Consider the following 22,308-nt stretch of genomic DNA (forward strand, 5'->3'; position numbering starts at 1 on the left):
TTGCTTTTACGTGGGGTTGGGGTTGGGGGTTGGGATGGGGGCCTGGGGAGGGTGGGGGAGGGGGGGGTGTTCGGCTGAGGGGCGTTGGCTGAACCCCCCGCGCTCAGCAAAGCTCCGCGGCGGGCTCCGGCTCGGCATGCAGCGTCACCCGCACCCGGGCGATCCGGCGCCGATCCACCTCCGCAACCTGGATGGTCGCGCCGGGCACCTCGACCGTGTCGCCGACCACCGCGAGGCGTCCGAGCTGTTCCGTGACGAATCCGGCGATGGTGTCCGACGATCCGCGCGGCATGGCCAGCCCGGTGGCCTCCTCGAAGTCCTGCAGGTTGAGGCGTCCGTCGAGCCCGTCGTCGGCCGAGATGAACACCTCGGCGTCGTACTCGTCGAAGATCTCGCCGACGACCTCCTCCACCAGGTCCTCGAGCGTCACGAGCCCGTCCGTGCCGCCGTACTCGTCGACGACGACCGCGATGTGGTGGCCCTCCGCGCGCATGCGGGTCAGCGTCGGCAGCACCCGGGCGGTCGAGGGGATGTAGGGGATCTGGCGCACGAGGGCCGCCAGCGGTCGCTCCGGGTCGTCGGCCGCGGCCTCGAACAGGTCGCGCACGTGCACGAACCCGGTGATGTCGTCGATCGAGGTGTCCGACACCGGGTAGCGCGAGAACGGCAGCTCCCGCACCTGCTGCATGGCAGCGCCCACGGTGGCGGCCTGGTCGAGCGCCACCACCTCGGGTCGCGGTCGCATGACCTCGCTCACCTGGCGGCCGCGCAGCGACAGCACGTCGTCGAGGATGCGGCGCTCGTCGTCGGGCAGCCCCTGGTGCGTCGCGACGATGTCGCGCACCTCCTCGTCGGTGAGCTCGTCGCTGGTCTTGTGCGGGTCGCCGCCGAGCAGGCGCACGAGGGCGTTCGTCGACACGGACAGCAGCCAGATCACCGGTCGCATGACGGTCGCGAAGCCGTTCAGGGCCGGGGCGACGGCATACGCGAACTGGGCGTTGCGCTGGATCGCGAGACGCTTCGGCACGAGCTCGCCGAGCACGAGCGACAGGTACGCGATCACGAGGGTGAGCACGAGGGTGGCGACCGTGAGCGCCACGGCGGGGGCGAGTCCCCAGCTCTCGAACAGGGGCGCGAGCGACGGAGCGATCGAGGTGGCGCCGTAGGCGGCAGACGCGAAGCCCGCCACGGTCACGCCGATCTGCACCGCCGAGAGGAAGGTGTTGGGGTTGCGGGCCAGCCCGGCGACCTTGGCGCCGCGCTTCCCGCGCTGGCCGATCGCGTTGATCTGGCTCTCGCGCAGCGTGACCAGCGCCATCTCGGTCGCCGCGAAGACGCCGCCGATCAGCACGAACACGAGGACGAGGGCGATGTTCAGGAGCAGGTCGCCCATCAGCGGGCTTCCTCTCCGGGTGCGGGGTGAGCGCCCGGGATGAACCGGGCGCCCGTACTGTCAGAGTCCGAAGAGTCAGAACAGCGCTGCGCGCTCAAGAGTGCTCCTTGTCGATGGGGGTGGTGCCGGTCGTGGGGGGAAGGGACGAGGTCTTGCGGGTCTTGAGCAGACTCGCGACGGTGGCGACGGCGATGGTCGCGGCGATGAAGAGCAGCGAGAACCAGATCGGGATCTCGGGCGCCCACAGCATCGGCTCGCCGTTGTTGATGAAGGGGACCTCGTTGACGTGCAGCGCGTGCAGCACCAGCTTCACGCCGATGAACGCGAGGATCACGGCGAGGCCCTGGGCCAGGTAGACCAGGCGCTCCAGCAGTCCGCCGATGAGGAAGTACAGCTGGCGCAGCCCCATGAGGGCGAACGCGTTGGCGGTGAACACGATGTACGCCTGATCGGTGAGACCGTAGATCGCGGGGATCGAGTCGACGGCGAACACGAGGTCGATGAACCCGATCGCGATGATGGTCAGCAGCATCGGGGTGACGAAGCGCTTCCCGTTCTTGACGACGGTCAGCCGGTCGTTGTTGTACTCCTCGCTGACGGGGAGGTGACGGCGCACGAAGGTCATGAAGCGGCCGTTCGCGGGGTTGCTCTCGTGGTTGCTGAACGCCTGGCGGTAGGCGAGGAAGAGCAGGAGCGCGCCGAACACGTAGAAGATCCAGGAGAAGTTCTCGATCAGCGTCGCGCCGACCGCGATGAAGATGCCGCGCAGGATCAGGGCGATCACGATGCCGATCATCAGCACCTTCTGCTGGTAGATCTTCGGCACGGCGAACCCGGTCATGACGATCAGGAACACGAAGAGGTTGTCGATCGACAGGGCCTTCTCGGTGAGGTACCCGGCGAAGTACTCGCCGCCGTACGTCCACCCGGAGACCATGCCGATGCCCACGCCGAAGAGCAGCGCCAGGCTGATGTAGAAGATGGACCAGCGGGCGGATTCACCGATGGTCGGCTCGTGCGGCGTGCGCACGTGGGCGAAGAACTCGTACACGAAGAACGCGATCGTGACCGCGATCGTGATGACCCAGATGAGAGGGGTGACGTCCAAGGGATACTCCAGATTCGGCGTGGCAGAACAGCGCCAAAGTCTTCTCCATCCCGAATCGGGACCGGTGGGCCGGGATGCGATGCATCCGTAATGACGACCAGACCGTGTCGGAGTACTCCCCTTGGAGGTCCCAGAGTACGAGACGCCCATATCGGAATGCTGTGGATCTGCCGAGAACCCGGTCCCCTAGACTGGCGGTGGCGACTGCGGGGCGTGACGACCCCCGGCCTCGACGGCAAGCGGTCCCCGCGCGTCCGGCGTACCGACGAGAGGCCGGTGTCTCACCGGCGAAGGTGTGGTGGCACCGCGATCTAGCCCCCGCCCGCACCTCCAGGGCTTCCACAACCTGGAGGAAGAATGAGATCACCCGACCCCGGTCGCACGCTCGCGACCGAACTGTCCCGCACCGCGCCGGGCCGGAGCGTCACGCTCCTCGGCCACGTGCACCGCCGCCGCGAGCTCGCCTCCGTCGCCTTCCTGATCCTGCGCGACCGCTCCGGGCTGGCGCAGGTCGTGCTGCGACCGAGCGAGCTGCCCGACGGCGGCCTGCCGCCCGAGGAGACCGTCGTCCGCGTTACGGGCACCGTATCCGCGAACCCGCAGGCGCCCGGTGGCGTCGAGGTCGCCTCGCCTCGGATCGAGCTGCTGTCCGAGCCCGCAGCGACCCCCGTGGTGGACCTGTGGCGGCCGACCCTCGACGCGACGCTGCCCACGCTGCTCGACCACGCGCCGGTGCTGTGGCGCCACCCCGCCCGCCGGGCAACCTGGGAACTGGCGGCCGCGAGCCTGCGGGCCTTCCGCCGCACGCTCGACGCCGCCGGCTTCACCGAGGTCCACACGCCGAAGATCGTGGCGACCGCGACGGAGTCGGGCGCGAACGTGTTCCCCGTGGACTACTTCGGCCGTCCGGCGTACCTGGCGCAGAGCCCGCAGTTCTACAAGCAGCAGCTCGTCGGGGTGTTCGAGCGCGTGTACGAGGTGGGGCCGGTGTTCCGCGCAGAGCCCCATGACACCGTGCGGCACCTGGCCGAGTACGTGTCGCTCGATGTGGAGTTCGGCTTCGTCCGCGACCACCGCGACGTGCTGTCGCTCCTGGGGGAGGTGCTGCGAGGAATGCTCGACGGGATCCGCGCGGAGGCGGCCGCGGCCGTGGCGCAGCTCCGGGTGCCGCTGCCGACGATCCCCGAGGAGATCCCGGTCATCCACTTCCGCGACGCGCTGCGCCTGGTGGGGGCGCCCGACGACGAGCCCGACCTGGCACCGGCGCACGAGCGCGCGCTCGGCGAGTGGGCCATGGCCGAGTTCGGCAGCGACGTGCTCGCGGTCGAGGGGTACCCGATGGCCAAGCGTCCGTTCTACACGCACCCGCAACCCGACGACGAGCGCTGGAGCAACAGCTTCGACCTGCTCTTCCGGGGGCTGGAGCTGGTGACGGGCGGGCAGCGGCGGCACCGTCACTCCGAACTGGTCGCCGCGATCAAGGCCGGGGGCGAGTCGCCCGACGCTTACCGCGGCTACCTCGAGGCGTTCGCGCACGGGATGCCGCCGCACGGCGGGTTCGCGATCGGCCTGGAGCGCTGGATCGCGCGACTCGTCGACGCGCCCAACGTCCGCGAGGTCACGCTGTTCCCGCGCGACCTGCACCGCCTGACGCCGTAGCGCGAGAGCGCCGGACACGACGAGGGCGGCCGCACCGCGCGGCCGCCCTCGTTCGGTGTCCTCGTCCTACTCGGCCGTCGTGCCGGCGAGGCCCTCGGCCTCCGCGCGGTCGATGATGGAGGGCAGCACCTCGTCGAACAGCGTGACGAGCACGGCGCGGATCTTGACGGCGTCGCGCTCCTCGAGGGCGTCACGGATCGAGGCGACCACGTCGCCCACCGCCGCCCAGTCGAACACGTCTTTGGAGTGCTGGCTGAAGCGGCGGATCTGAGGACCGAGCCGCTCGATCACCGTCGCGCGCGCCGCGTTGCCCTCGATGCGAGCGAACCCGGTCGCTGCACCGCGCAGCGCGGCGCCGAACCCGATGACGTCTCGGGAATTGACCGCCGTCGCCATGTCGTCCGCGAGCTCGACCAGATACGACACGTCGTCGTCTTGGATCACCGGCAGCACGTGACGCACCGAGCCGATCCAGATGTCGCCGAACAGGTCGACCGCATTGCGGACCCGGTTGAGATCGATGGGGGCAACCCGCGTGTAGCGGTTGCGCTGCATCTCGACGAGCCCGTTGTCGGCCAGGCGGTCGAGCGCATGACGGATCGGTGTCTTGGAGGTGCCGAGGCGTTCCGCGAGTTCGTAGTCGCGCAGTCGCTCCCCCGGGGGCAGCTCTCCGCTGATGATGGCGTCCTGCAGCCGCATGAACGCCTCGTCGCTCATCGACCGACGCTCGAGCGGACCACCTGAGAGTGTCACGCGTTCCTCCAGTTGGGGAGTATTGGAGAGTGAAGTTCTACGTTTCAGCAATATATCCCACTTCGGGGGAAAGGGCGAGGAACGCCCACGCCCACGGACGGTGAGCCCGGAGCTCGGCTCAGATCAGCTCTCCCACGAGCGTCTCGATCCGCGTGCGGATGTCATCGCGGATCGGCCGCACCGCCTCGATCCCCTGCCCTGCCGGGTCCTCGAGCGTCCAGTCCTCGTAGCGCTTTCCGGGGAAGATGGGGCACGCGTCGCCGCATCCCATCGTGATCACGACGTCCGACGCCTTGACGGCGTCCACGGTGAGCACCTTCGGCTGCTCGGCAGTGATGTCGATCCCGACCTCGGCCATGGCCTCCACCGCGACGGGATTGATGCGGTCCGCGGGCAGCGACCCCGCGGACCTCACCTCGATGCGGTCACCGGCGAGCTCGCGGAGGAACCCCGCGGCCATCTGCGAGCGCCCTGCGTTGTGCACGCAGACGAAGAGGACGGAGGGGGTGGTGGCGGTCATGGCGCTCCTGGGTGGATGGGTCAACGGGTGGTTGAGACCGCGAGGTGGGCGTGACTCCATATTGATGACTATCGATATAAAGGGCAAGCCGCGAGCGCCCCGCGGCGGGTTCCGGCCGACTCGGTCGGATCGGCCCCGCGCGTCGCGCGAAGATTCCGTGATCAAACCGTTGCATTCGTTACCTCGTCGTTATACAGTGATCGCACGGTGAATGTTTGCTGTGGCATCCACCGCATGTGATTGCAGGACACTCTTGGTGCAAGGGACAAGGGCCGGTCGGGAGCCTCTCCGACCGGCCCTTTACTGTGGCCGCTACGCTGTGAGGATGACCGATCGCAAGCTCGCCCTGGAGGCCTGGGAGAGCCTGTTCCGCGCGCAGCACGAGCTGTTCACGGACATGATGGCCGACTTCGATCACAACGAGCTCGCGCAGGCCGAATACGACGTGCTCCTCACCGTCACCCGCTCCCCCGACATGACGGCGCGACTGCGCGACATCACCGCGAACATGCTGATCAGCCAGCCCAGCGTCTCCCGCCTCGTCGATCGCATGGTCGCCCGCGGGCTGGTCGCCAAGTGCCCCGACCCGGATGACGGCCGCGGTGCACTGATCCGCGCGACCGACGCCGGTGCCCGGGCCTTCCGTTCCCTCGCCACGGTGCACGGCCGCTCCATCGCGTCACGCATGTCTCGGCTCGACGACGACGAGCTGCGCCAGCTGCGCGACCTCGCGGAGAAGCTCCGCAACCGCTGACCGCGACCGCGTGAACGGGGCATGAGCCCTGCTCCCCACCCCGCCTCTGCCGCATCTTCTCCCCGATGTGTCGGAGATCACCCCCGCGCAGAGCGGGCCCTCCGGGGTTTCTGGCAGGGTGGAACCGAGTCCCGGCACACCGCGCGGGCCCGTCAGACCGCCCCCTCGGGGGGACCAAGGGAGGTCATCCATGGAGATCGCCGGAATCGTCGGCATCCTCATCATCATCGGTATCGCCGTCGTCGCAGCGGTCATCCTGCTGCTGATCCTGCTGCTGTTCGCCCGCAGCTGGATCAAGGTGGCCAGGGCCGATGAGGCGCTCGTCATCTCGGGCCGCAAGCAGAAGGTGCAGCGCGCGGTGATCGCCGCCGACGGCACGAGCCGCTCGGAGCTGTCGGAGTCGCCGGTCACGGTGATCGTCAACGGCAAGTCCCTCGTCAACCCGATCACGCAGCGCCACGAGATCATCTCCCTGCGCTCCCGTCAGGTCTCGCTCAATGCAGAGGCGCAGTCGCTCGACAACGTCACCCTCAACGTCGACGGCGTCGCGATCGTGAAGATCGGCTCCGACCCGCTGCTCGTGCGGCGTGCCGCGGAGCGCTTCGCGTCGCAGGACAAGGCGATCGAGCAGTTCACCACCGAGCAGCTCGAGGGTGCGCTGCGCGGCATCGTCGCGACCCTCTCGGTCGTCGAGCTCATGCGGGAGCGGAAGAAGTTCTCCGACCAGATCGCGGCCGACGTCTCGCAGGAGCTCGCCGAGCAGGGCCTCATCCTCGACTCCTTCCAGATCAAGGGCATCACCGACAAGGTCGGCTACATCCAGTCGCTCGGGGCGCCGGAGATCCAGGCGAAGCGACAGGCCGCCGAGATCTCGCAGACCAACGCCGACCGCGCGATCAACCAGAAGAACATCGCCAACCAGGAGGCGAACCTCGTCGAGCAGACGGCGCTCGACACCAACACCGCCAACGCGAACGCCGGCATCGGACGAGCGCGTGCCGAGGCGGAGCAGGCCGAACAGCTCGCCCGCGCGCAGGCGGAGCAGGCCGTGCTGCAGCAGCAGGCGGAGAACAAGCAGGCTCAGCTCGACGCCGACGTGAAGCGCGTGGCCGACGCCCAGCGCTACGAGGCCGAGACGCGCGCGCAGGCCGAGCTCTACACGCGTGAGCGCGCCGCCGAGGCCGCCGCGATCGAGCAGGTCAAGCAGGCCGAGGCCCGCACGCGCATCGCCGAGCAGCAGGCGCAGGCCGACAAGGCCCGGGCCGACGGTGAGGCCGCGGCCGCCATCGCGAAGGCCACGGGTGACGCCGATGCGCTGCGGGCACAGGCCGAAGCCGAGGCCGAGGCCCGCCGCCTGCGCGCGAACGCCGAGGCCGAGGCCATCCGTGCCGAGGGTGAGGCGCGCGCGGCCGCCGTCGAGGCCGAGGCCAAGGCCATCGCCTCCAACCAGGACGCCTTCCTCTCGCAGCGGGTGCTGGAGGTGCTGCCGTCGATCATGGCCGAGTTCGCCAAGGGCTACGCCGCGATCGGCAACGTCTCGATCGTGGGCGGCTCCGGCGACGACGGGGCCTCCCAGGTCGTCGGCGCCGACAGCGCGAAGGCTCTGCGCTCGGTGTTCGACAGCGTGCACTCCGCGACCGGGCTCGACCTCGCCGGGATCATCCAGGGCCAGGCCGTCGGTCGCGGCATCGGTGCCGGCGTCGCGGAGGCGGGTGCCCCCGCCGCGCCCGCGTCGGCGCCGCGTACGCCCGCCCCGACCACGCCGCCGCCCCCCGCGCCCCCGGCAGCCGCCGCGGAATAAGCGCGATTTCCACCGCGGAGTATGCGCGACAGCCACCGCGAAGTGAGCGCGATTGCCACCGCGGAGTAAGCGCGACAGGACAGCGGATGCCGCGGCCCACCGGGTCGCGGCATCCGCTTTCTGCGTCCGGCGACGTACACGACTCCTCGATTCCCGAGCCTCGGGTGGGCTGAGGGCCCGATCGGAGGCCGGCGGCGCAGGAGGGGACACGTCGTGAACCGGCAGACTGGGGCGATGACGTCCGCCGCCTTCGACCTCGCCGCGATCGGCGCTGGGCTCTCGTTCGCGGCCGCCCTCCCCGACGTCGCTGCGGCCCTCGACGTCGACAGTGCGGTCGTGGTGAGCGCTCCTCCCGGCACCGGCAAGACCACACTCGTCCCGCCCCTGCTCGCCTCTCGCGTTCCCGGCCGCGTGATCGTGACACAACCCCGCCGCGTGGCGGCCCGCGCAGCGGCCCGACGACTCGCGCAGCTCGACGGCTCCACCCTGGGCGAGCGCGTGGGATTCACCGTGCGCGGCGAGCGCTCCGTCGGACCGTCGACCCGGGTCGAGTTCGTCACGGCCGGGGTGCTGCTGCGGCGGCTGCTCGACGACCCGGGCCTCGACGGCGTTGACGCCGTGATCATCGACGAGGTGCACGAGCGAGCTCTCGAGACCGACCTGCTGATCGGACTGCTGTCGGAGGTGCGGCAGCTGCGCGACGACCTGACGCTCGTCGCGATGTCCGCGACCCTCGACGCCGCCCGCATCGCCGGCGTCATCGGCACAGACGAGCGTCCGGCTGCCGTCGTCGAGCACGCGGTGCCCGCCTTTCCGCTCACCGAGCGGTGGGCGCCGAGCCCCGGCCCGCGGCTCGACGAGCGCGGGGTGACGTGGGGGTTCCTGGATCACGTCGCCCGCACCACCGTCTCCGCCGCGCGCGACCTGACCCGCGACGATTCGACCGCCGACGTGCTGGTCTTCGCACCGGGAGCTCGCGAGGTGGCGGAGATCGCCCGCCGCGTCCGGGACGCCGACGGGTCGTACGACGTGCGCGAGCTGCACGGTCAGCTCCCCGCCGCCGCGCAGGACGCCGTGATCCGCGGGAGGCGCGCCTCCGACCCGCCGCGCATCATCGTCACGACGTCGCTCGCCGAATCGTCGCTCACCGTGCCGGGGGTGCGCCTGGTGGTGGACAGCTGCCTGGCGCGGCAGCCGCAGCGCGACGCCGCCCGCGGGATGACGGGACTCGTCACGACCGCCGCACCCCGCTCCTCGTGCGTGCAGCGCGCCGGCCGCGCCACGCGTCAGGGACCGGGCATCGTGGTGCGCTGCGTCGACGAACGCACCTACGCCGCGGCACCCGCCCGCCCCGCCCCCGAGATCGCGGTGGCCGATCTGACGGATGCCGCACTGCTGCTCGCGTGCTGGGGTGCTCCCGGCGGCGCGGGACTGCGCCTGATCGACCCACCGCCGGCCGACAGCCTGGCGGACGCCCTGACGGTGCTGGGCGCGCTCGGCGCGATCGACGACGAAGGACGCGCCACCGTCGAGGGCCGTGACCTGGCGCGGATCCCGACCGACCCGCGGCTCGCCCGCGCGCTCCGCGACGGCAGTCCGCTCGTGGGTGCGGCGCTGGCGGCCGATGTCGTCGCCCTGCTGAGCGGCGACGTGCGCATCGCCGATGCCGACGCGGCGCAGGCGCTCGTCGCTCTCCGCAGCGGACGCACTCCCGACGCCCGGTGGCGCACCGACGCGGATCGCCTCCGACGACTGGTCCCGGCGACGCCGGGACTCCGCTCCGGTCTCGACGGCACGGGTCTCGTGATCGCCCTCGCCTTCCCCGAGCGGATCGCGCAGCGGGTCGAGCGCACGGCGGACGGGGCGACGTTCCTGCTCGCGTCCGGCACCAGGGCGGGGATGCGCGGACCGCTCGCGGCGTCGGAGTGGATCGCGGTCGCCGACGTCACGCGCGCCGCGGGGCGTGCGGCGGCAGGGTCGGGAGCGATCATCCGTGCCGCCGCGGCGCTGTCCGAGGCGCAGATGGAGCGGGCCGCACAGCACCTGATGACCGACCGGGTCGAGGCCGCGTTCACGAACGGACGCGTGCAGGCCAGGCGCGAGCGCCGCATCGGCGCGATCCTGCGAGCTTCGGTGCCGGTGCGTGCCTCCGCCGACGAGGGCAGAGATGCCGTTCGCCGGGCGCTGCAACGCGACGGGCTCGGCGTGTTCGCGTGGTCGGAGGCGGCCGACACCCTGCGTCGTCGTCTGTCGCTGGTGCGGCGCGAGCTCGGCGACCCGTGGCCCGATGTGTCGGATGCCGGCCTGCTCGCGACCCTCGACGCGTGGCTCGGGCCCGAGCTCGACGCCCTCGCCGCCGGCACACCCGCGGCACGGATCGACCTGGCCTCGCCGTTGCGCCGGCTGCTCCCCTGGCCCGAGGCGTCGCGCCTCGATGCCCTCGTCCCCGAGCGGCTCGAGGTGCCCAGCGGCTCGCGCGTGCGGATCGGCTATCCCGACGCGGACGACGCGTCCGCGCGCCCCGTCGTGGCTGTGAAGCTGCAGGAGTGCTTCGGCTGGGCCGAGACTCCCCGACTCGTCGACGACCGCGTGCCCGTGCTGTTCCACCTGCTGTCCCCCGCCGGGCGTCCGCTCGCGGTCACCGACGATCTCGCGTCGTTCTGGTCGGGGCCGTACGCGCAGGTGCGCGCCGAGATGCGCGGACGCTACCCCAAGCACCCCTGGCCGGAGGACCCATGGTCGGCCGCCCCCACCCGCCACACGAAGAACCGCACGCCGCACTGAGCGGAGGCCGCCTGGTCAGGCCGTGCGACGCCGCAGCGTGAGCGACGCGAGCACGAGCGCTCCGACGCAGAACGCGACCACCACGAGCAGCGGGCGGTACACGTCCCACCCGCCGTCGCCCGCGGCGACCGCATTGATCGTGTCGATCGCGTAGCTGAGCGGCAGCCAGTCCGAGATCGCGTGCAGAACATCGGGCATCTGGTCGCGCGGCATGAACAGCCCGCCGAGGATGATCTGCGGGAACACCAGCACCGGCATGAACTGCACCGCCTGGAACTCCGTCTGCGCGAACGCACTCGCGAGCAGCCCGAGCGCGGTGCCGAGCAGGGCGTCGACCACCGCGACCAGGCCCAGCTGCCACAGCTCGCCCTCCACGTCGAGCCCGCACACCCCCACCGCGAACGACACCGTGATCACCGCCTGCAGCAGTGCCATGAGCCCGAAGGCCAGGGCATACCCGAGGATGAAGTCGGCCTTGCCGAGCGGGGTGGTCATGAGCCGTTCGAGGGTGCCGGAGCGGCGCTCACGCAGCGTGGTGATCGAGGTGATGAGGAACATCACGATGAACGGGAACAGTGCCAGGATCGCCCCGCCGAACTGGTCGAACACGCCCTCCTGCTCCGCGAACAGCCAGGCGAACAGCCCGACCAGCAGGCTGGGGGCGACGAGCATCAGCGCGATCGAGCGGGGGTCGTGCCGCAGCTGCGTCAGCACGCGGGCCGCGGTCGCGAACATGCGGCGGCCGTTCATTCCCCCTGCTCCTCTCCGTGCTCCCGGGCACCGCGTCGGGATCGGCGCGTGATGTGCTCTGCCGCACGGTCCCGTTCGATCAGCGTGAGGAAGGCCGCCTCCGGATCCGCGGCGCCCGTGTCGGCCAGCAGCGACGCGGGCGTCGTGTCGGCGATGATCCGCCCGTCGCGCATCAGCAGCAGCCGATCGCAGCGCAGCGCCTCGTCCATCACGTGGCTGGAGACGATCAGGGTCACGCCGCGGTCGGCCAGGCCGCGGAACAGGGTCCACAACTCGGCGCGCAGCACGGGGTCGAGGCCGACGGTCGGCTCGTCCAGCACGATCAGCTCCGGCGCGCCGACGAGGGCCATCGCGAGGGAGACCCGCGTGGACTGCCCGCCGCTGAGCGACTCGACCAGCTGTCCCGCCTGGCCCCGCAACCCGACCTCGTCGATCACGCGCTCCACATCGCCCCGGGGAGCCCCGAGCAGCGCGGCGACGTAGACGAGGTTCTGCCGCACCGTGAGGTCGCCGTACACCGCCGCGCCCTGGGTGCCGTAGGCCACCCGGTTCCGGAGCTGTCGCGATCCGCCGGGCTCGCCCAGCACGGTCACGTCGCCCGACTCGACGCGCTGGACCCCCACGATCGAGCGCATGAGGGTGGTCTTGCCGCAGCCGGAGGGACCCAGCAGTCCGGTGACCTGTCCGCGCGGGATGGTGAGGTCGACGCCGTCGAACACCCGCACGTTTCCCCGTCGCACCCGGAGCTGCGCGATCGCGACCGCCACGTTATTCATCATGCGATGAATTATGCGCCCGCCGTGCCCCCACGGTCAACGGCGAGGAGCCGCGGTCTCAGTCGAACAGGTACCGCTGCACCGTGGGACCGACGCGGTGCACGAGGTCGCCGATGTCCGCCGCCGCGAGGGGCCCGAGCGCCAGCACGTAGCGCGTCACGATCAGTCCCGCGATCTGCGAGGCCACCAGCGTCGCGCGCAGCTCCGCGTCGGGAACGGCCAGCAGCTTCGCGATGCGCCCGATCAGCTCGCGCGCCAGGAAGCCCGCGAGCAGCGGCGAGGTGACGCGGCTGCCGAGCGCCGTGCGGATCAGCATGACCCCGCGGCGCCGCACCTCGGGGCGCTCGAACGCCTCCAGCACATAGCGCACCAGCCGCTCGCCCACCTCGTCCCGCGGCCCCGCGACGATGCCGGGCACGTCGATGTCGGGTCGCAGCGGTATCCCGACCGCCTCCGCGAAGAGGTCGGCCTTGGTGCCGAAGTAGTGGTGCACGAGTGCCGAGTCCACCCCGGCGCGCCCCGCGATCGAGCGGACCGTCGAGCCGTCGTACCCCTGCTCGCCGAACTCGTCGACCGCGGCCGCCAGGATGCGCTCGCGCGAGTCCGTCCCCCCGCGCGGGCGACCGCGTCGGCGGGGTGCGGTGTGCTCGGTCATGCCCGCCAGCCTACGACCCGCACGACGGCGGCCTCCCGCCGGACGCGGCTTAGTCCAGCAGGTGTCGCAGGTACCGGCCGGGCTCGCCGAGGAACGAGCGCCAGTGCCGCACGAGCTCCAGGTCTTCCCAGGCCGCCGGGCGCAGACCCCACTCCCCCACCTCCAGGATCCTCGCTCCCGGAAGAGCGGCGAGGACCGGGGAGTGCGTCGCGCACAGCACCTGGCCTCCCTCGTCGGCGATGCGCCGCAGCACGGCCATCAGCGACAGCGTCGACGTGAACGACAGCGCGGCCTCCGGCTCGTCCAGGCAGTAGAACCCGGGATCGTCGAACCGGCTCTCGAGCACGGCCAGGAACGACTCGCCGTGACTCATCTCGTGGAACGACACCTCGGCGCCGCTCGTCGACGGGTTCTCCTCCAGGTAGGTGTAGAAGGAGTGCATCGTCTCGGCGCGGAGGAAGAAGCCCCAGCGATCGGCGCCGATACCGCGCTGCAGCCGCAACCAGCTCGACAGCTCGGACTCGGTCGCCCTGGTGCGGTGTCGCGCCTGCCGCGAGCCGCCCTCGGGCGACAGGCCGTACGCGATCGCGATGCCCTCCACCAGGGTGGACTTGCCGCTGCCGTTCTCACCGACGAGGAAGGTCACACCGGGGTCGAGGTCGATGCCCTCCCGCAGCACTTGCGCCACCGCGGGAATGCTCGTGGGCCAGCGGCCATCGATGGGCGGGGCATCCGAGGACGCCCGGACCGAGACGACCGGCTGCTGCCTTCGCCGTGTGGACGTCGGCTCCCAGAACGAGTCCATCCGCACCCTCCCGCTCTCCGGCCCCGCCACGAGGGTATCCGCCGGGTCCGACAGGCCGCGCGTCGACGTCCGCTCCGAGGCTATCCGTCGGCTCCGACACCCGCCCGCTCAGCACTCGATGACGTTGACCGCGAGACCGCCCTCGCTCGTCTCCTTGTACTTGGTCGACATGTCCGCCCCCGTCTGCCGCATGGTCTCGACCACGGCATCGAGCGACACGTAGTGGCTGCCGTCACCGCGCAGGGCGAGACGGGCCGCGGTCACCGCGGTCGAGGCGGCGATCGCGTTCCGTTCGATGCACGGGATCTGCACCAGCCCGCCGATCGGGTCGCACGTGAGGCCGAGGTGGTGCTCCATGGCGATCTCGGCCGCGTTCTCGATCTGCCGGTTCGTGCCGCCCATCACGGCCGTGAGCCCGCCGGCGGCCATCGCGCACGCGGAGCCGACCTCGGCCTGGCACCCGCCCTCCGCGCCGGAGATGGAGGCATTGGCCTTGAACAGCGAGCCGAGCGCGGTCGCGGTGAGCAGGAAGCGACGGATGCCGCGGCGGCGGTTGGCCTCGGCGACCGCCGGGTCTTCGCGTTCCTCGGCCGCGGTGGTCGGCGGCGGCGTGCCCTCGAATCCCAGCAGCGCGCTGCCGACGAGCTCGCCGTACGGGGTGACGGCGTTGCCGGCGCCGAGGCCGGAGTCCGCCAGGAACCGCCACCAGTACATCGCCACGGCCGGAAGGATCCCCGCGGCGCCGTTCGTCGGTGCCGTCACGACGCGGCCGCCCGCCGCGTTCTCCTCGTTCACCGCGAGCGCGAACGCCCCGAGCCACTCGCCCGGGAGCTCGCGGTGCCCCTCGGCCTCGACCGCCTCGAGCTGGCCGCGGATCGTGCCCGCCCGTCGCTTGACCTTGAGGATCCCCGGCAGCACACCGTCGGCGTGCAGCCCCGCATCGACGCACCCCGACATCGCATCCCAGATGGCGTCGAGCCCGGCCGCCACCTCCGCTTCGCTGCGCAGCGCCATCTCGTTGCGGCGCGCGACCTCCGCGATCGACAGGCCCTCCTCGTCGCACAGCGCCAGGAGCGACGCGGCATCGGCGTACGGGTAGGGGAACGCGCCCGTCGAGATCTTCGCCGCTTCGCCGTCGCGCCGGATGAACCCGCCGCCGATGGAGTAGTAGGTGTCCTCGGCCACCACGGCGCCGTCCGCGGCGGTGGCGGTCAGGGTCATGGCGTTGGGGTGACCGGGCAGACGCGTGCGCGGCGCGAACACGATGTCGTCCTTCGCGAACGCCACGTCGTGGACCCCGCCGAGGCGCAGGGCGGCGCCGTCGGGGAACTCCTGCCACGCGGCCCGCACGGCGGCCGGGTCGCACGTCTCGGGGCGGAGGCCGCGGAGCCCGGCGACCACCGCGTCGGGGGTGCCGTGGCCGATGCCGGTCGCGCCCAGGGAGCCGTACAGCGTGCAGCCGACGCGGGCGACGCGGCCCAGCTCGCCCGACGCCGTGAGCCGCTGCGCGAAGTCGAGGGCCGCGCGCATGGGGCCGACGGTGTGCGAGCTCGACGGCCCCACTCCGATGGAGAACAGGTCGAAGGCCGAGACGTACGCAGTCACCCCTCCAGGCTACGCCGGGTTCCGGCATCTCGGTTCATCGTGGTTAACCCGAGCGCGTCGGGGCCCCGGCCGCCCGCCCGTCAAGCCCCTTCAGCTCGGCCGCTCGGCGGGGCACGCTGGAGGCACGACAGCGCAGGAAGGGACGATCATGACCACCAGCACTCCCGAACCCGAAGCCCCCGAGCCGGAGTCCACGGACGAGCTCTCGGCCGAGGCGCAGACGCCCACCCCGACCCCGGCGTCGGAGGGCCAGACCACGCACGCCCCCACCGCCGACGCGGACGAGGGCGAGGCGAGCACTCCGCCGGAGGCCGAGTCGCCGGAGGACGCCGACCCGTCCGAGGTGCCGAGCACGGAGGAGCTCGAAGAGCCGAGCACCGAGAAGGCCCCGGGCCAGGAGCCGAAGGCACCGGAGCGGAAGGGCGACCCCGAACCCGACCACGAGGCGGTCGGCATCGGCGTGATCGGACAGCCCCAGGTCGGCGAGAACGACCCCTCGGGGCAGTGACGCCCCCGTCGCTCCTCCCTGGATCGCTCTGACGAACAACGGGAGGAGCCCCGGGACGGCGGGTTACTCCACGAGCTTCCCGGCGGTGTCGACGTCGCGCATCAGCTCGGCGATCTCGGCGGGGATGGCCGGGATCTCCTCGCGGGTGACGCCGGTCGCGGGCGACCACACCAGGTTGACCTGCAGCGTCGGATCGGTGTCGGGGTAGTCGCTGCGGTTGTGGCAGCCACGCGTCTCGCGCCGTTCCCGCGCCGCCTCCAGCGTGGCACGGGCGGCGAGGGCGGAGGCCTTCAGATCGAACGCGTGGGCGAGGTCTTGGAACCCGGCGATGTCCGGGTGGATGCCGATGTCCTCCATGCGCCCCTCGATCAGGTCGAGGTCGGCGAGCCCGGCCCGCAGCCCCTCCTCCGAGCGCACCACGCCGGCATATTCGGTCATGAGGTTGCGGATCGCGCGCTGCAGGGCGCGCACGTTCTCGCGCCCCTCGGCCGCGAGCAGGTCGTCGATCTCGGCGCGGGCCGCCGCGACCGCCTCCGCCGACCGCCGCTGGGCGTCGAGCCCCGCGGCGTGCGCCATCGCCGCCTGACCGACGATCCGCCCGTACACGAGCAGCTCGATCAGCGAGTTGCCGCCCAGCCGGTTCGCACCGTGCAGCCCGCTCGACGCCTCGCCGATCGCGTAGAGGCCCTCGACATCGGTGCCGTGATCCTCGGACCGCACCCAGACGCCGCCCATCGAATAGTGCGCGGTGGGGGCGATCTCGATCGGGTCGGTCGTGATGTCGAGCATCTGCAGCTCCATCATCGTCTGGTAGACGCGCGGCAGCCGGGTCATGATCGTCTCGCGCGGCAGGTGCGACACGTCGAGCCACACGCCGCCGTTCTCGGTGCCGCGCCCCTCCTGGATCTCGGTGTACGCGGCGAGCGCGACGCGGTCGCGCGTGGAGAGCTCCTTCCGCTCGGGGTCGTAGCGCTCCATGAATCGCTCGCCGAGCGCGTTGCGCAGGATGCCGCCCTCGCCGCGCGCCGCCTCGGAGATGAGCGTCCCTGCCGCGTTCTCCGGCTCGATGATGCCGGAGGGGTGGAACTGCACGAGCTCGGGATCGCGCAGTCGCGCGCCCGCGTCGACGGCGAGCCGGAAGGAGTCGCCCGTGTTCTCGTCGCGTCGGGAGGAGGTGCGCCGCCAGATGCGGTTGTGACCTCCGGCCGCGAGGATCACGGCGTCGGCGTGGATGAGATAGCGGGTGCCGTCGGCCTGGTCGAAGCCGTACGCGCCGAACACGACGTTGTCGCGCACGAGCAGGCGGGTGATGTAGACGTTGTCCAGGATCGGGACGTCGAGCTGCTCGGCCCTGCGGACCAGGGTGCGCTGGATCTCGAGCCCCGTGTAGTCGCCCGAGAACGCGGTGCGACGGTAGGTGTGCGCGCCGAAGAACCGCTGGGAGATGCGACCGTCGTCCTCGCGGGCGAAGTCCATGCCCCAGCGCTCGAGGTCGCGGATGCCGCGCTCGGCGCCGCGCGTCACCACCTCGACGGTGTGCGGGTTGGCCAGGAGGTAGCTCTCCCTGATGGTGTCGGCGGCGTGCTGCTGCCAGCTGTCGTCGGCGTCCATCGTGCCGAGGGCCGCGTTGATGCCGCCCGCCGCGAGGGAGGTGTGGGCGTCCTGACGGGGGCGTTTGCCCACGGCGAGCACGTCGACGCCGTGTTCGGCGACCTCGATCGCCGCCCGCAGGCCGGAGCCGCCGGTGCCGATCACGAGGACCGTGGTGGAGATCTGTCGTTCGGGTGCAGTCATGGTCTCGACGCTAGTTAGGACAACCTAATAACTCCAATGCATAGTTCGAGTGGAAACCATACGGGTAGGCTATGGCCATGAACCTCGAGCAACTCCGCGGGTTCGTCGAAGTCGCCCGCCTCGGACACTTCACCCGCGCCTCCGAGCACCTGCACCTGGCCCAGCCCTCGCTGAGCCGACAGATCTCCACGCTCGAACGCGAGCTCGGCGCCGAGCTGTTCCACCGCGCCCGTGGCCACATCGCGCTGACGGCGGCCGGGGAGACACTGCTCCCCCGCGCCCAGCGCATGCTCGCCGAAGCCGACGCCATCCGCGACGAGATGGGCGAACTCGCGGGGCTCCGGCGCGGCCGTGTGCGGCTCGGGGCACCGCCCACGCTGTGCATCAGCCTCGTCGCCGAAGCCCTCAGCTCGTTCCACGACTCCTACCCCGAGGTCGACCTGCACCTGATCGAGGGCGGCTCCCGCCTCCTGGTCGAGCAGCTCGCGGTCGGCGCCGTCGACATGGCCCTCATCACCCAGTCCGACGGTCCGCCGCCGGCCGGGGTCAGCCTCACCCGCACACCGTTGCTCGCGGAGGAACTGGTCGTGGTCTCCTCGGCCGCCCGCCCGCCGGTCGCCCGCACCCCCGCGATCCCGCTCAGCCACCTGGCGACCCTCCCGCTCATCGCCTTCGACGAGAGCTACGAGCTGCGGGCCACGACCGATGCCGCCTTCCGCGCCGCCGACCTCACCCCGAACCTGGTGCTGGAGGGCGGCGAGATGGACTCCGTGCTGCGCTTCGTCGAACGAGGGCTCGGCGTCGCCGTGGTGCCCGCGATGGTCCTGTTCGACCGGCCGACGCTGCGGTCCGTGCGGCTCGCCCACCCCGCCATGACCCGCACCGTCAGCCTGGCCCACCGGTCCGACGTCAGCCCCGCCGTCGCGGTCGCCGCCATGCGGCAGGTCATCCTGACCACGGCGTCCGACGTCGCCCGCCGCGACCCCGCGATCACGAGCCTGCTCGACACGGACTGAGACATCCGCCCGGGATGCAGAAACGGCCCCCGCCGAAGCGGAGGCCGTTACGTCACTGTCTCAACACAGTGTGCGCCCGAAGGGACTCGAACCCCTAACCTTCTGATCCGTAGTCAGATGCTCTATCCATTGAGCTACGGGCGCCCAGCCCGCTCAGCGGGCCGTAGAACAGCCTACAACAGTCGCGAGACGAAAGCGAAACGAGGGGTCAGTCGCCCTTCGCTGCCGCCTTCTCCTGCTTCTTGCGGCGCTTCTCCTTCGCCCGCTGCGCCGACGACAGGGCCTGCAGGTCCACCAGGCGCAGCGCCTGCATCCGGGCCTCGCGCATCCGCGCGTAGTCGGGGTCCTGCTCCGGTCGCATGCCCTCCACGCGCAGCCGCCGGTCGAGGTTGTGGCGGACGTCGGCCCATGCCGCGGCCCTCGCCTCCTCGACGATCGCCTCGAGCTGCTGCCGGTCGTCCATCATCTCCCGCAGCCGCTGGGCCACCCCGGTCGACTGCTTCGCGCGGCGACGGAGGTTGCGCACATCGCGGTCGCGGTAGTCGTGCGTGCCGACCGGATCGGAGTGCCGCCCCCTGGCCCGCTTGCGCAGCGCCGTGACGGTGGCCGCCGCCTCCTCCGACTCCTCGGCCATCGCGCGCAGGGCCTCGCGCGCGTCGTCGACGTAGCGGTCGAGATCGAACACGCCGCCCTCTGCGATGGTGCCGATGAGGATGTGGTTCTTCACGGCGAGGCGCGCGGCGGCCGTCGCGATCGCGACGCCTTCGGCGATGGCATCCGCAGTCCGTCCCACCGGCACCTCCTCTCCACGAGCGTACCGGTATCGATGCGGCCCGGTCTCGGCCAGAATGGTTCAGCATCCAGCATCTCGCAGGCGTCCGACATCGGTCGGCGACCGCCCGGATCGCACGCGCAGGGAGGCGGCGATGAAGCATCTCGACCTGGTCGGCAGCACCACCGTCATCACAGGCGCCGCGAACGGCATGGGGGCCGAGATCGCGAGGCTGCTCGCTCCCCGCGGCGTGCACCTGGCCCTCCTCGACCACGACCGTGCCGCGCTCGACGCCCTCGCGACCGAGCTGGCCGGCACCACCGTGACGACGCACGTGGTCGACCTCCGCGACGACGACGCGGTCTTCGCGACCGCCGCGCAGATCACCGCCGTGCATCCGCGGATCACCGCCCTGATCACGTGCGCCGGCTCGTCCATGCTCGGCGACCTCGACCAGCTGACCATGGAGGAGATGCGCTGGCTGACCGACGTGAACCTCTGGGGCACCGTGTCGATCACCAAGGCCCTGCTGCCGTCGCTCCGTGCCGCGCCGGCCGCCCACATCACGCACCTGGCGAGCGTGTACGCCCTGGCCGCTCCCGCCGGCCGCATCCCGTACGCGCTGAGCAAGTTCGCCGTCCGCGGCTTCTCCGAGGCGCTGCGCCACGAGCTCGAGGGCACGACCGTCTCGGTCGGCGCGGTCTACCCGGCGGGCGTGCGCACCGGCATCATCCTGCACGGGCGGTACGCCGCCGCGATCGACCCCGCGGTCGCCGCCCGCGCCGCCGCCGCGCAGGCCGCGATGTACCACACCGATCCCGCCGACGCGGCTGCGCGCATCGTCCGCGCCACCGAGCGCCGAGCCGCCCGCACGATGGTCGGACGGGAGGCACGACTGATCGACGCGCTCGTGCGGCTCGCCCCGACCGCCTACTGGCGGGCCCTGCGCCGGCCGCTGCGTGCCGCGATCGACACCAGGACCCCGGTCGACTGAGCGGAGCCTCAGCGCACCGCGCCCACCCAGATGCCCGACGCCCAGGCCTGCTGTTCCCCGTTGCAGCCGACCGATCCGGGGAAGCCGCGCACCACGGCCATGCAGTTGGCGAGGAACTCCGGGTCGTTGCCGAACAGCGCCCCGTAGGAGCCCGACGAGGTGAGGGCGCCCCACACGCGGAACTGATAGATGTGCGCCAGCTCGTGCGCCATCGCCCAGTTCAGGCGGCCGGTGCTCCAGCCCGCGATGTCGGCCCGGTACTTGATGTACCCGTTGCTGTTCGCGCACGCGGGGGCGTTGCCGCCGGCGCACGACGACGACTCGTACAGCCCCACGCCGCCACCGCCCACGCGGTCGAGGGCGGCGCGCACGCGCGCGTAGCCGTCCGGCCCGCTCGTGCTCCAGGCGGGGCCGCCCGGGCCCGGGTTCTGCGCGGCCTGCCACGACGCGACCTCGGTGCCGATCTTGGCCGTGATCGCATGGATCGTGGCCGTGGCCGCGACCACCGTGGCGGGGTCGTCGTCTTCGGCGAGCACGGTCTGCTGCACCGACAGCGCCGAAGCGCGATGCGTGGCCGTGTCGACCTTGCCGTCGGCGCCCTGCAGGGCGGTGTTCAGCGCCGCGAGCTCGGTGAGGAACGCCGGGCGCACCTCCAGCACCGCTGCCCGATCGGACGTCGTCTGCTCGGCGCCTTCGATCGAGGCGGCCAGATAGTCGGTGCGCTGGGTGGCATCGCGGTACTGCCCGGTGAGGGCGCGCAGTTCGGCGATCGCGTCGAGCCGCTCGTGCTCCAGTGCGTCGGCGCGGGCGAGCACGCCGACGGCGAGCAGCACGGCGGCAGACAGGGTGACCGCGAGCACGCGCCGGATCACTTCAGGAACCCCGTGGTGTCGGCGATCTTCGCATCCTGCTCCGCGATCTGGGCGCGCAGGGCCGTGAGCTGCGCGGCCAGCTCCAGGTTGTCTCCGCGCGACGCCTTCAGCGCCTCCTCGACGCGCGCGATCTCCGCCTTCACCGCGGCGACGGAGGCGGCGCGCTCCTGATCGGCGACGACCACGAGCGCGGCACCGCCCAGCAGCAGCAGGCCCCCGATGACGACAGCAAGACGGCGCATCCCGCTCCCCAGACAGCGACAGTGACCGGACCGGTTCCGACCGCACCAATATACAGCCGCGGTCCCGCGCTTCGTGGGCCGGTCGCGCGACGGATCAGAGTGCGACGTCGGCGCGGAACAGCCGCCGCTCGGCGGCCGCCTGCCCGCTGGCCAGGTGCGCGGGCAGAAGCGTGCGCAGCCGTTCGACGTCGCGCGCGGCGACAGCTTCCAGGATCACCCGGTGCTCCTCGGCCATCGCGACCAGGTCGTCGTGCTGCCCGAACAGCCAGCGCAGCCGGGTGAGGAACACCGCGATGAGCTCGCCGAGCATCTCGTTCCCGGCCAGGTCCACGGCGACCTCGTGGAACTCGGCGGCCGTGCGGCGCGCGGTCTCCGCGTCACCGTCTCGGGCCGCCGCCGCCTCCCGCTCATACGTGTGACGCAGCCGGGCGAGGCCGACCTCGTCGTGACGCTCCGCCGCGAACACGAAGATGAGGGTCTCGATGGCCTCTCGCACCTCGGCGAACGCGCGGATGTCGTCGTGCGTGAACTCCCGCACCACCGCCCACGAACGCGGTCGAGCGGTCACGACGCCCTCCGCGACCAGGGTACGGATGGCCTCGCGGACGGGAAGCCGCGAGACGTGCAGCTCGGCCGCGATGTCGCGTTCCACGAGCCGGGCGCCGGGGGGTCGCCGGCCCAGCACGATGTCGTCGCGCAGGATCCTCGTGACCCTGACCGACTCGAGCTCGCCGCCCGCCCCCATAG

21 protein-coding genes and 1 tRNA gene are annotated in these 22,308 nt (G+C 71.7%); 7 read left to right on the forward strand and 15 right to left on the reverse strand.

Annotated features, from left to right (window positions below):
• Positions 1–103: 103 nt before the first annotated feature.
• Positions 104–1,393 (reverse strand): CNNM domain-containing protein, encoded by a 1,290-nt coding sequence (locus ACWGQ1_RS04405; RefSeq protein ID WP_452312435.1) that lies wholly within the window; start codon positions 1,391–1,393, stop codon positions 104–106.
• A gap of 94 nt (positions 1,394–1,487) precedes the next feature.
• Complete coding sequence (locus tag ACWGQ1_RS04410) at positions 1,488–2,501, reverse strand: TerC family protein (protein ID WP_136036781.1); 1,014 nt, start codon at positions 2,499–2,501, stop codon at positions 1,488–1,490.
• Positions 2,502–2,858: 357 nt separating this feature from the next.
• Here ACWGQ1_RS04410 and aspS point away from each other — a divergent pair, with 357 nt between their 5' ends.
• Positions 2,859–4,160: an aspartate--tRNA(Asn) ligase gene (gene aspS, locus ACWGQ1_RS04415; RefSeq protein WP_452312436.1), complete on the forward strand. Its 1,302-nt coding sequence runs from the start codon at positions 2,859–2,861 to the stop codon at positions 4,158–4,160.
• A 66-nt stretch (positions 4,161–4,226) separates the two neighbouring features.
• Here the strand turns inward: aspS and ACWGQ1_RS04420 are convergent, their stop codons facing one another.
• Together ACWGQ1_RS04420 and ACWGQ1_RS04425 are read right to left on the reverse strand one after the other, a co-directional pair.
• On the reverse strand, positions 4,227–4,877 hold the full coding sequence (locus ACWGQ1_RS04420) for a GntR family transcriptional regulator (RefSeq protein ID WP_452312437.1): 651 nt from the start codon (positions 4,875–4,877) through the stop codon (positions 4,227–4,229).
• Between the two features lie 154 nt (positions 4,878–5,031).
• A complete protein-coding gene (locus ACWGQ1_RS04425) occupies positions 5,032–5,433 on the reverse strand; it encodes an arsenate reductase ArsC (protein WP_206251770.1) in 402 nt (133 codons plus the stop codon).
• A 325-nt stretch (positions 5,434–5,758) separates the two neighbouring features.
• Here ACWGQ1_RS04425 and ACWGQ1_RS04430 point away from each other — a divergent pair, with 325 nt between their 5' ends.
• The 3 genes from ACWGQ1_RS04430 to hrpB all read left to right on the forward strand — a co-directional run bounded on the left by ACWGQ1_RS04430 (position 5,759) and on the right by hrpB (position 10,772).
• On the forward strand, positions 5,759–6,187 hold the full coding sequence (locus tag ACWGQ1_RS04430; protein ID WP_136031703.1) for a MarR family winged helix-turn-helix transcriptional regulator: 429 nt from the start codon (positions 5,759–5,761) through the stop codon (positions 6,185–6,187).
• Positions 6,188–6,377: 190 nt separating this feature from the next.
• Positions 6,378–7,988 (forward strand): flotillin family protein, encoded by a 1,611-nt coding sequence (locus tag ACWGQ1_RS04435; protein WP_206251771.1) that lies wholly within the window; start codon positions 6,378–6,380, stop codon positions 7,986–7,988.
• A gap of 234 nt (positions 7,989–8,222) precedes the next feature.
• Positions 8,223–10,772 (forward strand): ATP-dependent helicase HrpB, encoded by a 2,550-nt coding sequence (gene hrpB, locus ACWGQ1_RS04440; RefSeq protein ID WP_452312438.1) that lies wholly within the window; start codon positions 8,223–8,225, stop codon positions 10,770–10,772.
• A gap of 15 nt (positions 10,773–10,787) precedes the next feature.
• On the opposite strand, the gene ACWGQ1_RS04445 is transcribed toward hrpB, so the two are convergent.
• From ACWGQ1_RS04445 to ACWGQ1_RS04465, 5 genes are all read right to left on the reverse strand, one after another.
• Positions 10,788–11,522 (reverse strand): ABC transporter permease, encoded by a 735-nt coding sequence (locus ACWGQ1_RS04445; protein WP_247982797.1) that lies wholly within the window; start codon positions 11,520–11,522, stop codon positions 10,788–10,790.
• Positions 11,519–12,301, reverse strand: coding sequence for an ATP-binding cassette domain-containing protein (locus tag ACWGQ1_RS04450; protein WP_452312439.1), 783 nt, complete (start codon positions 12,299–12,301; stop codon positions 11,519–11,521). The genes ACWGQ1_RS04445 and ACWGQ1_RS04450 overlap by 4 nt, the downstream gene beginning before the upstream one ends.
• 55 nt (positions 12,302–12,356) lie before the next feature.
• Complete coding sequence (locus ACWGQ1_RS04455) at positions 12,357–12,953, reverse strand: TetR/AcrR family transcriptional regulator (RefSeq protein WP_136028991.1); 597 nt, start codon at positions 12,951–12,953, stop codon at positions 12,357–12,359.
• A 49-nt stretch (positions 12,954–13,002) separates the two neighbouring features.
• Positions 13,003–13,758, reverse strand: coding sequence for an AAA family ATPase (locus ACWGQ1_RS04460; RefSeq protein WP_452312440.1), 756 nt, complete (start codon positions 13,756–13,758; stop codon positions 13,003–13,005).
• Between the two features lie 108 nt (positions 13,759–13,866).
• Positions 13,867–15,363, reverse strand: a complete 1,497-nt coding sequence (locus ACWGQ1_RS04465; RefSeq protein WP_452312441.1) for an L-serine ammonia-lyase, iron-sulfur-dependent, subunit alpha — start codon at positions 15,361–15,363, stop codon at positions 13,867–13,869.
• 148 nt (positions 15,364–15,511) lie between these two features.
• On the opposite strand from ACWGQ1_RS04465, the gene ACWGQ1_RS04470 reads away from it, so the two are divergent.
• Positions 15,512–15,871, forward strand: coding sequence for a hypothetical protein (locus ACWGQ1_RS04470; protein WP_136045091.1), 360 nt, complete (start codon positions 15,512–15,514; stop codon positions 15,869–15,871).
• 63 nt (positions 15,872–15,934) lie between these two features.
• On the opposite strand, the gene ACWGQ1_RS04475 is transcribed toward ACWGQ1_RS04470, so the two are convergent.
• On the reverse strand, positions 15,935–17,665 hold the full coding sequence (locus ACWGQ1_RS04475) for an FAD-dependent oxidoreductase (protein ID WP_452312442.1): 1,731 nt from the start codon (positions 17,663–17,665) through the stop codon (positions 15,935–15,937).
• A 71-nt stretch (positions 17,666–17,736) separates the two neighbouring features.
• Between ACWGQ1_RS04475 and ACWGQ1_RS04480 the strand changes: the two genes are divergently transcribed.
• Positions 17,737–18,681, forward strand: coding sequence for a LysR family transcriptional regulator (locus tag ACWGQ1_RS04480; protein WP_372490570.1), 945 nt, complete (start codon positions 17,737–17,739; stop codon positions 18,679–18,681).
• A gap of 71 nt (positions 18,682–18,752) precedes the next feature.
• Here ACWGQ1_RS04480 and ACWGQ1_RS04485 read toward each other — a convergent pair.
• Both ACWGQ1_RS04485 and ACWGQ1_RS04490 read right to left on the reverse strand, forming a co-directional pair.
• Positions 18,753–18,825, reverse strand: a tRNA-Arg gene (locus tag ACWGQ1_RS04485).
• A 64-nt stretch (positions 18,826–18,889) separates the two neighbouring features.
• Positions 18,890–19,474, reverse strand: a complete 585-nt coding sequence (locus ACWGQ1_RS04490; protein ID WP_136028978.1) for an asparagine synthase — start codon at positions 19,472–19,474, stop codon at positions 18,890–18,892.
• A 133-nt stretch (positions 19,475–19,607) separates the two neighbouring features.
• Here ACWGQ1_RS04490 and ACWGQ1_RS04495 point away from each other — a divergent pair, with 133 nt between their 5' ends.
• A complete protein-coding gene (locus ACWGQ1_RS04495) occupies positions 19,608–20,447 on the forward strand; it encodes an SDR family NAD(P)-dependent oxidoreductase (protein WP_247982792.1) in 840 nt (279 codons plus the stop codon).
• An 8-nt stretch (positions 20,448–20,455) separates the two neighbouring features.
• Here the strand turns inward: ACWGQ1_RS04495 and ACWGQ1_RS04500 are convergent, their stop codons facing one another.
• The 3 genes from ACWGQ1_RS04500 to ACWGQ1_RS04510 all read right to left on the reverse strand — a co-directional run bounded on the left by ACWGQ1_RS04500 (position 20,456) and on the right by ACWGQ1_RS04510 (position 22,306).
• Positions 20,456–21,319: a hypothetical protein gene (locus ACWGQ1_RS04500; RefSeq protein ID WP_136028974.1), complete on the reverse strand. Its 864-nt coding sequence runs from the start codon at positions 21,317–21,319 to the stop codon at positions 20,456–20,458.
• Positions 21,316–21,561 (reverse strand): hypothetical protein, encoded by a 246-nt coding sequence (locus ACWGQ1_RS04505; protein WP_136045792.1) that lies wholly within the window; start codon positions 21,559–21,561, stop codon positions 21,316–21,318. Before ACWGQ1_RS04505 ends, ACWGQ1_RS04500 begins: the two co-directional genes overlap by 4 nt.
• A 94-nt stretch (positions 21,562–21,655) precedes the next feature.
• Complete coding sequence (locus ACWGQ1_RS04510; RefSeq protein ID WP_168387292.1) at positions 21,656–22,306, reverse strand: GntR family transcriptional regulator; 651 nt, start codon at positions 22,304–22,306, stop codon at positions 21,656–21,658.
• Positions 22,307–22,308: the final 2 nt, after the last annotated feature.

This window comes from Microbacterium sp. NPDC055599 (assembly GCF_053618975.1).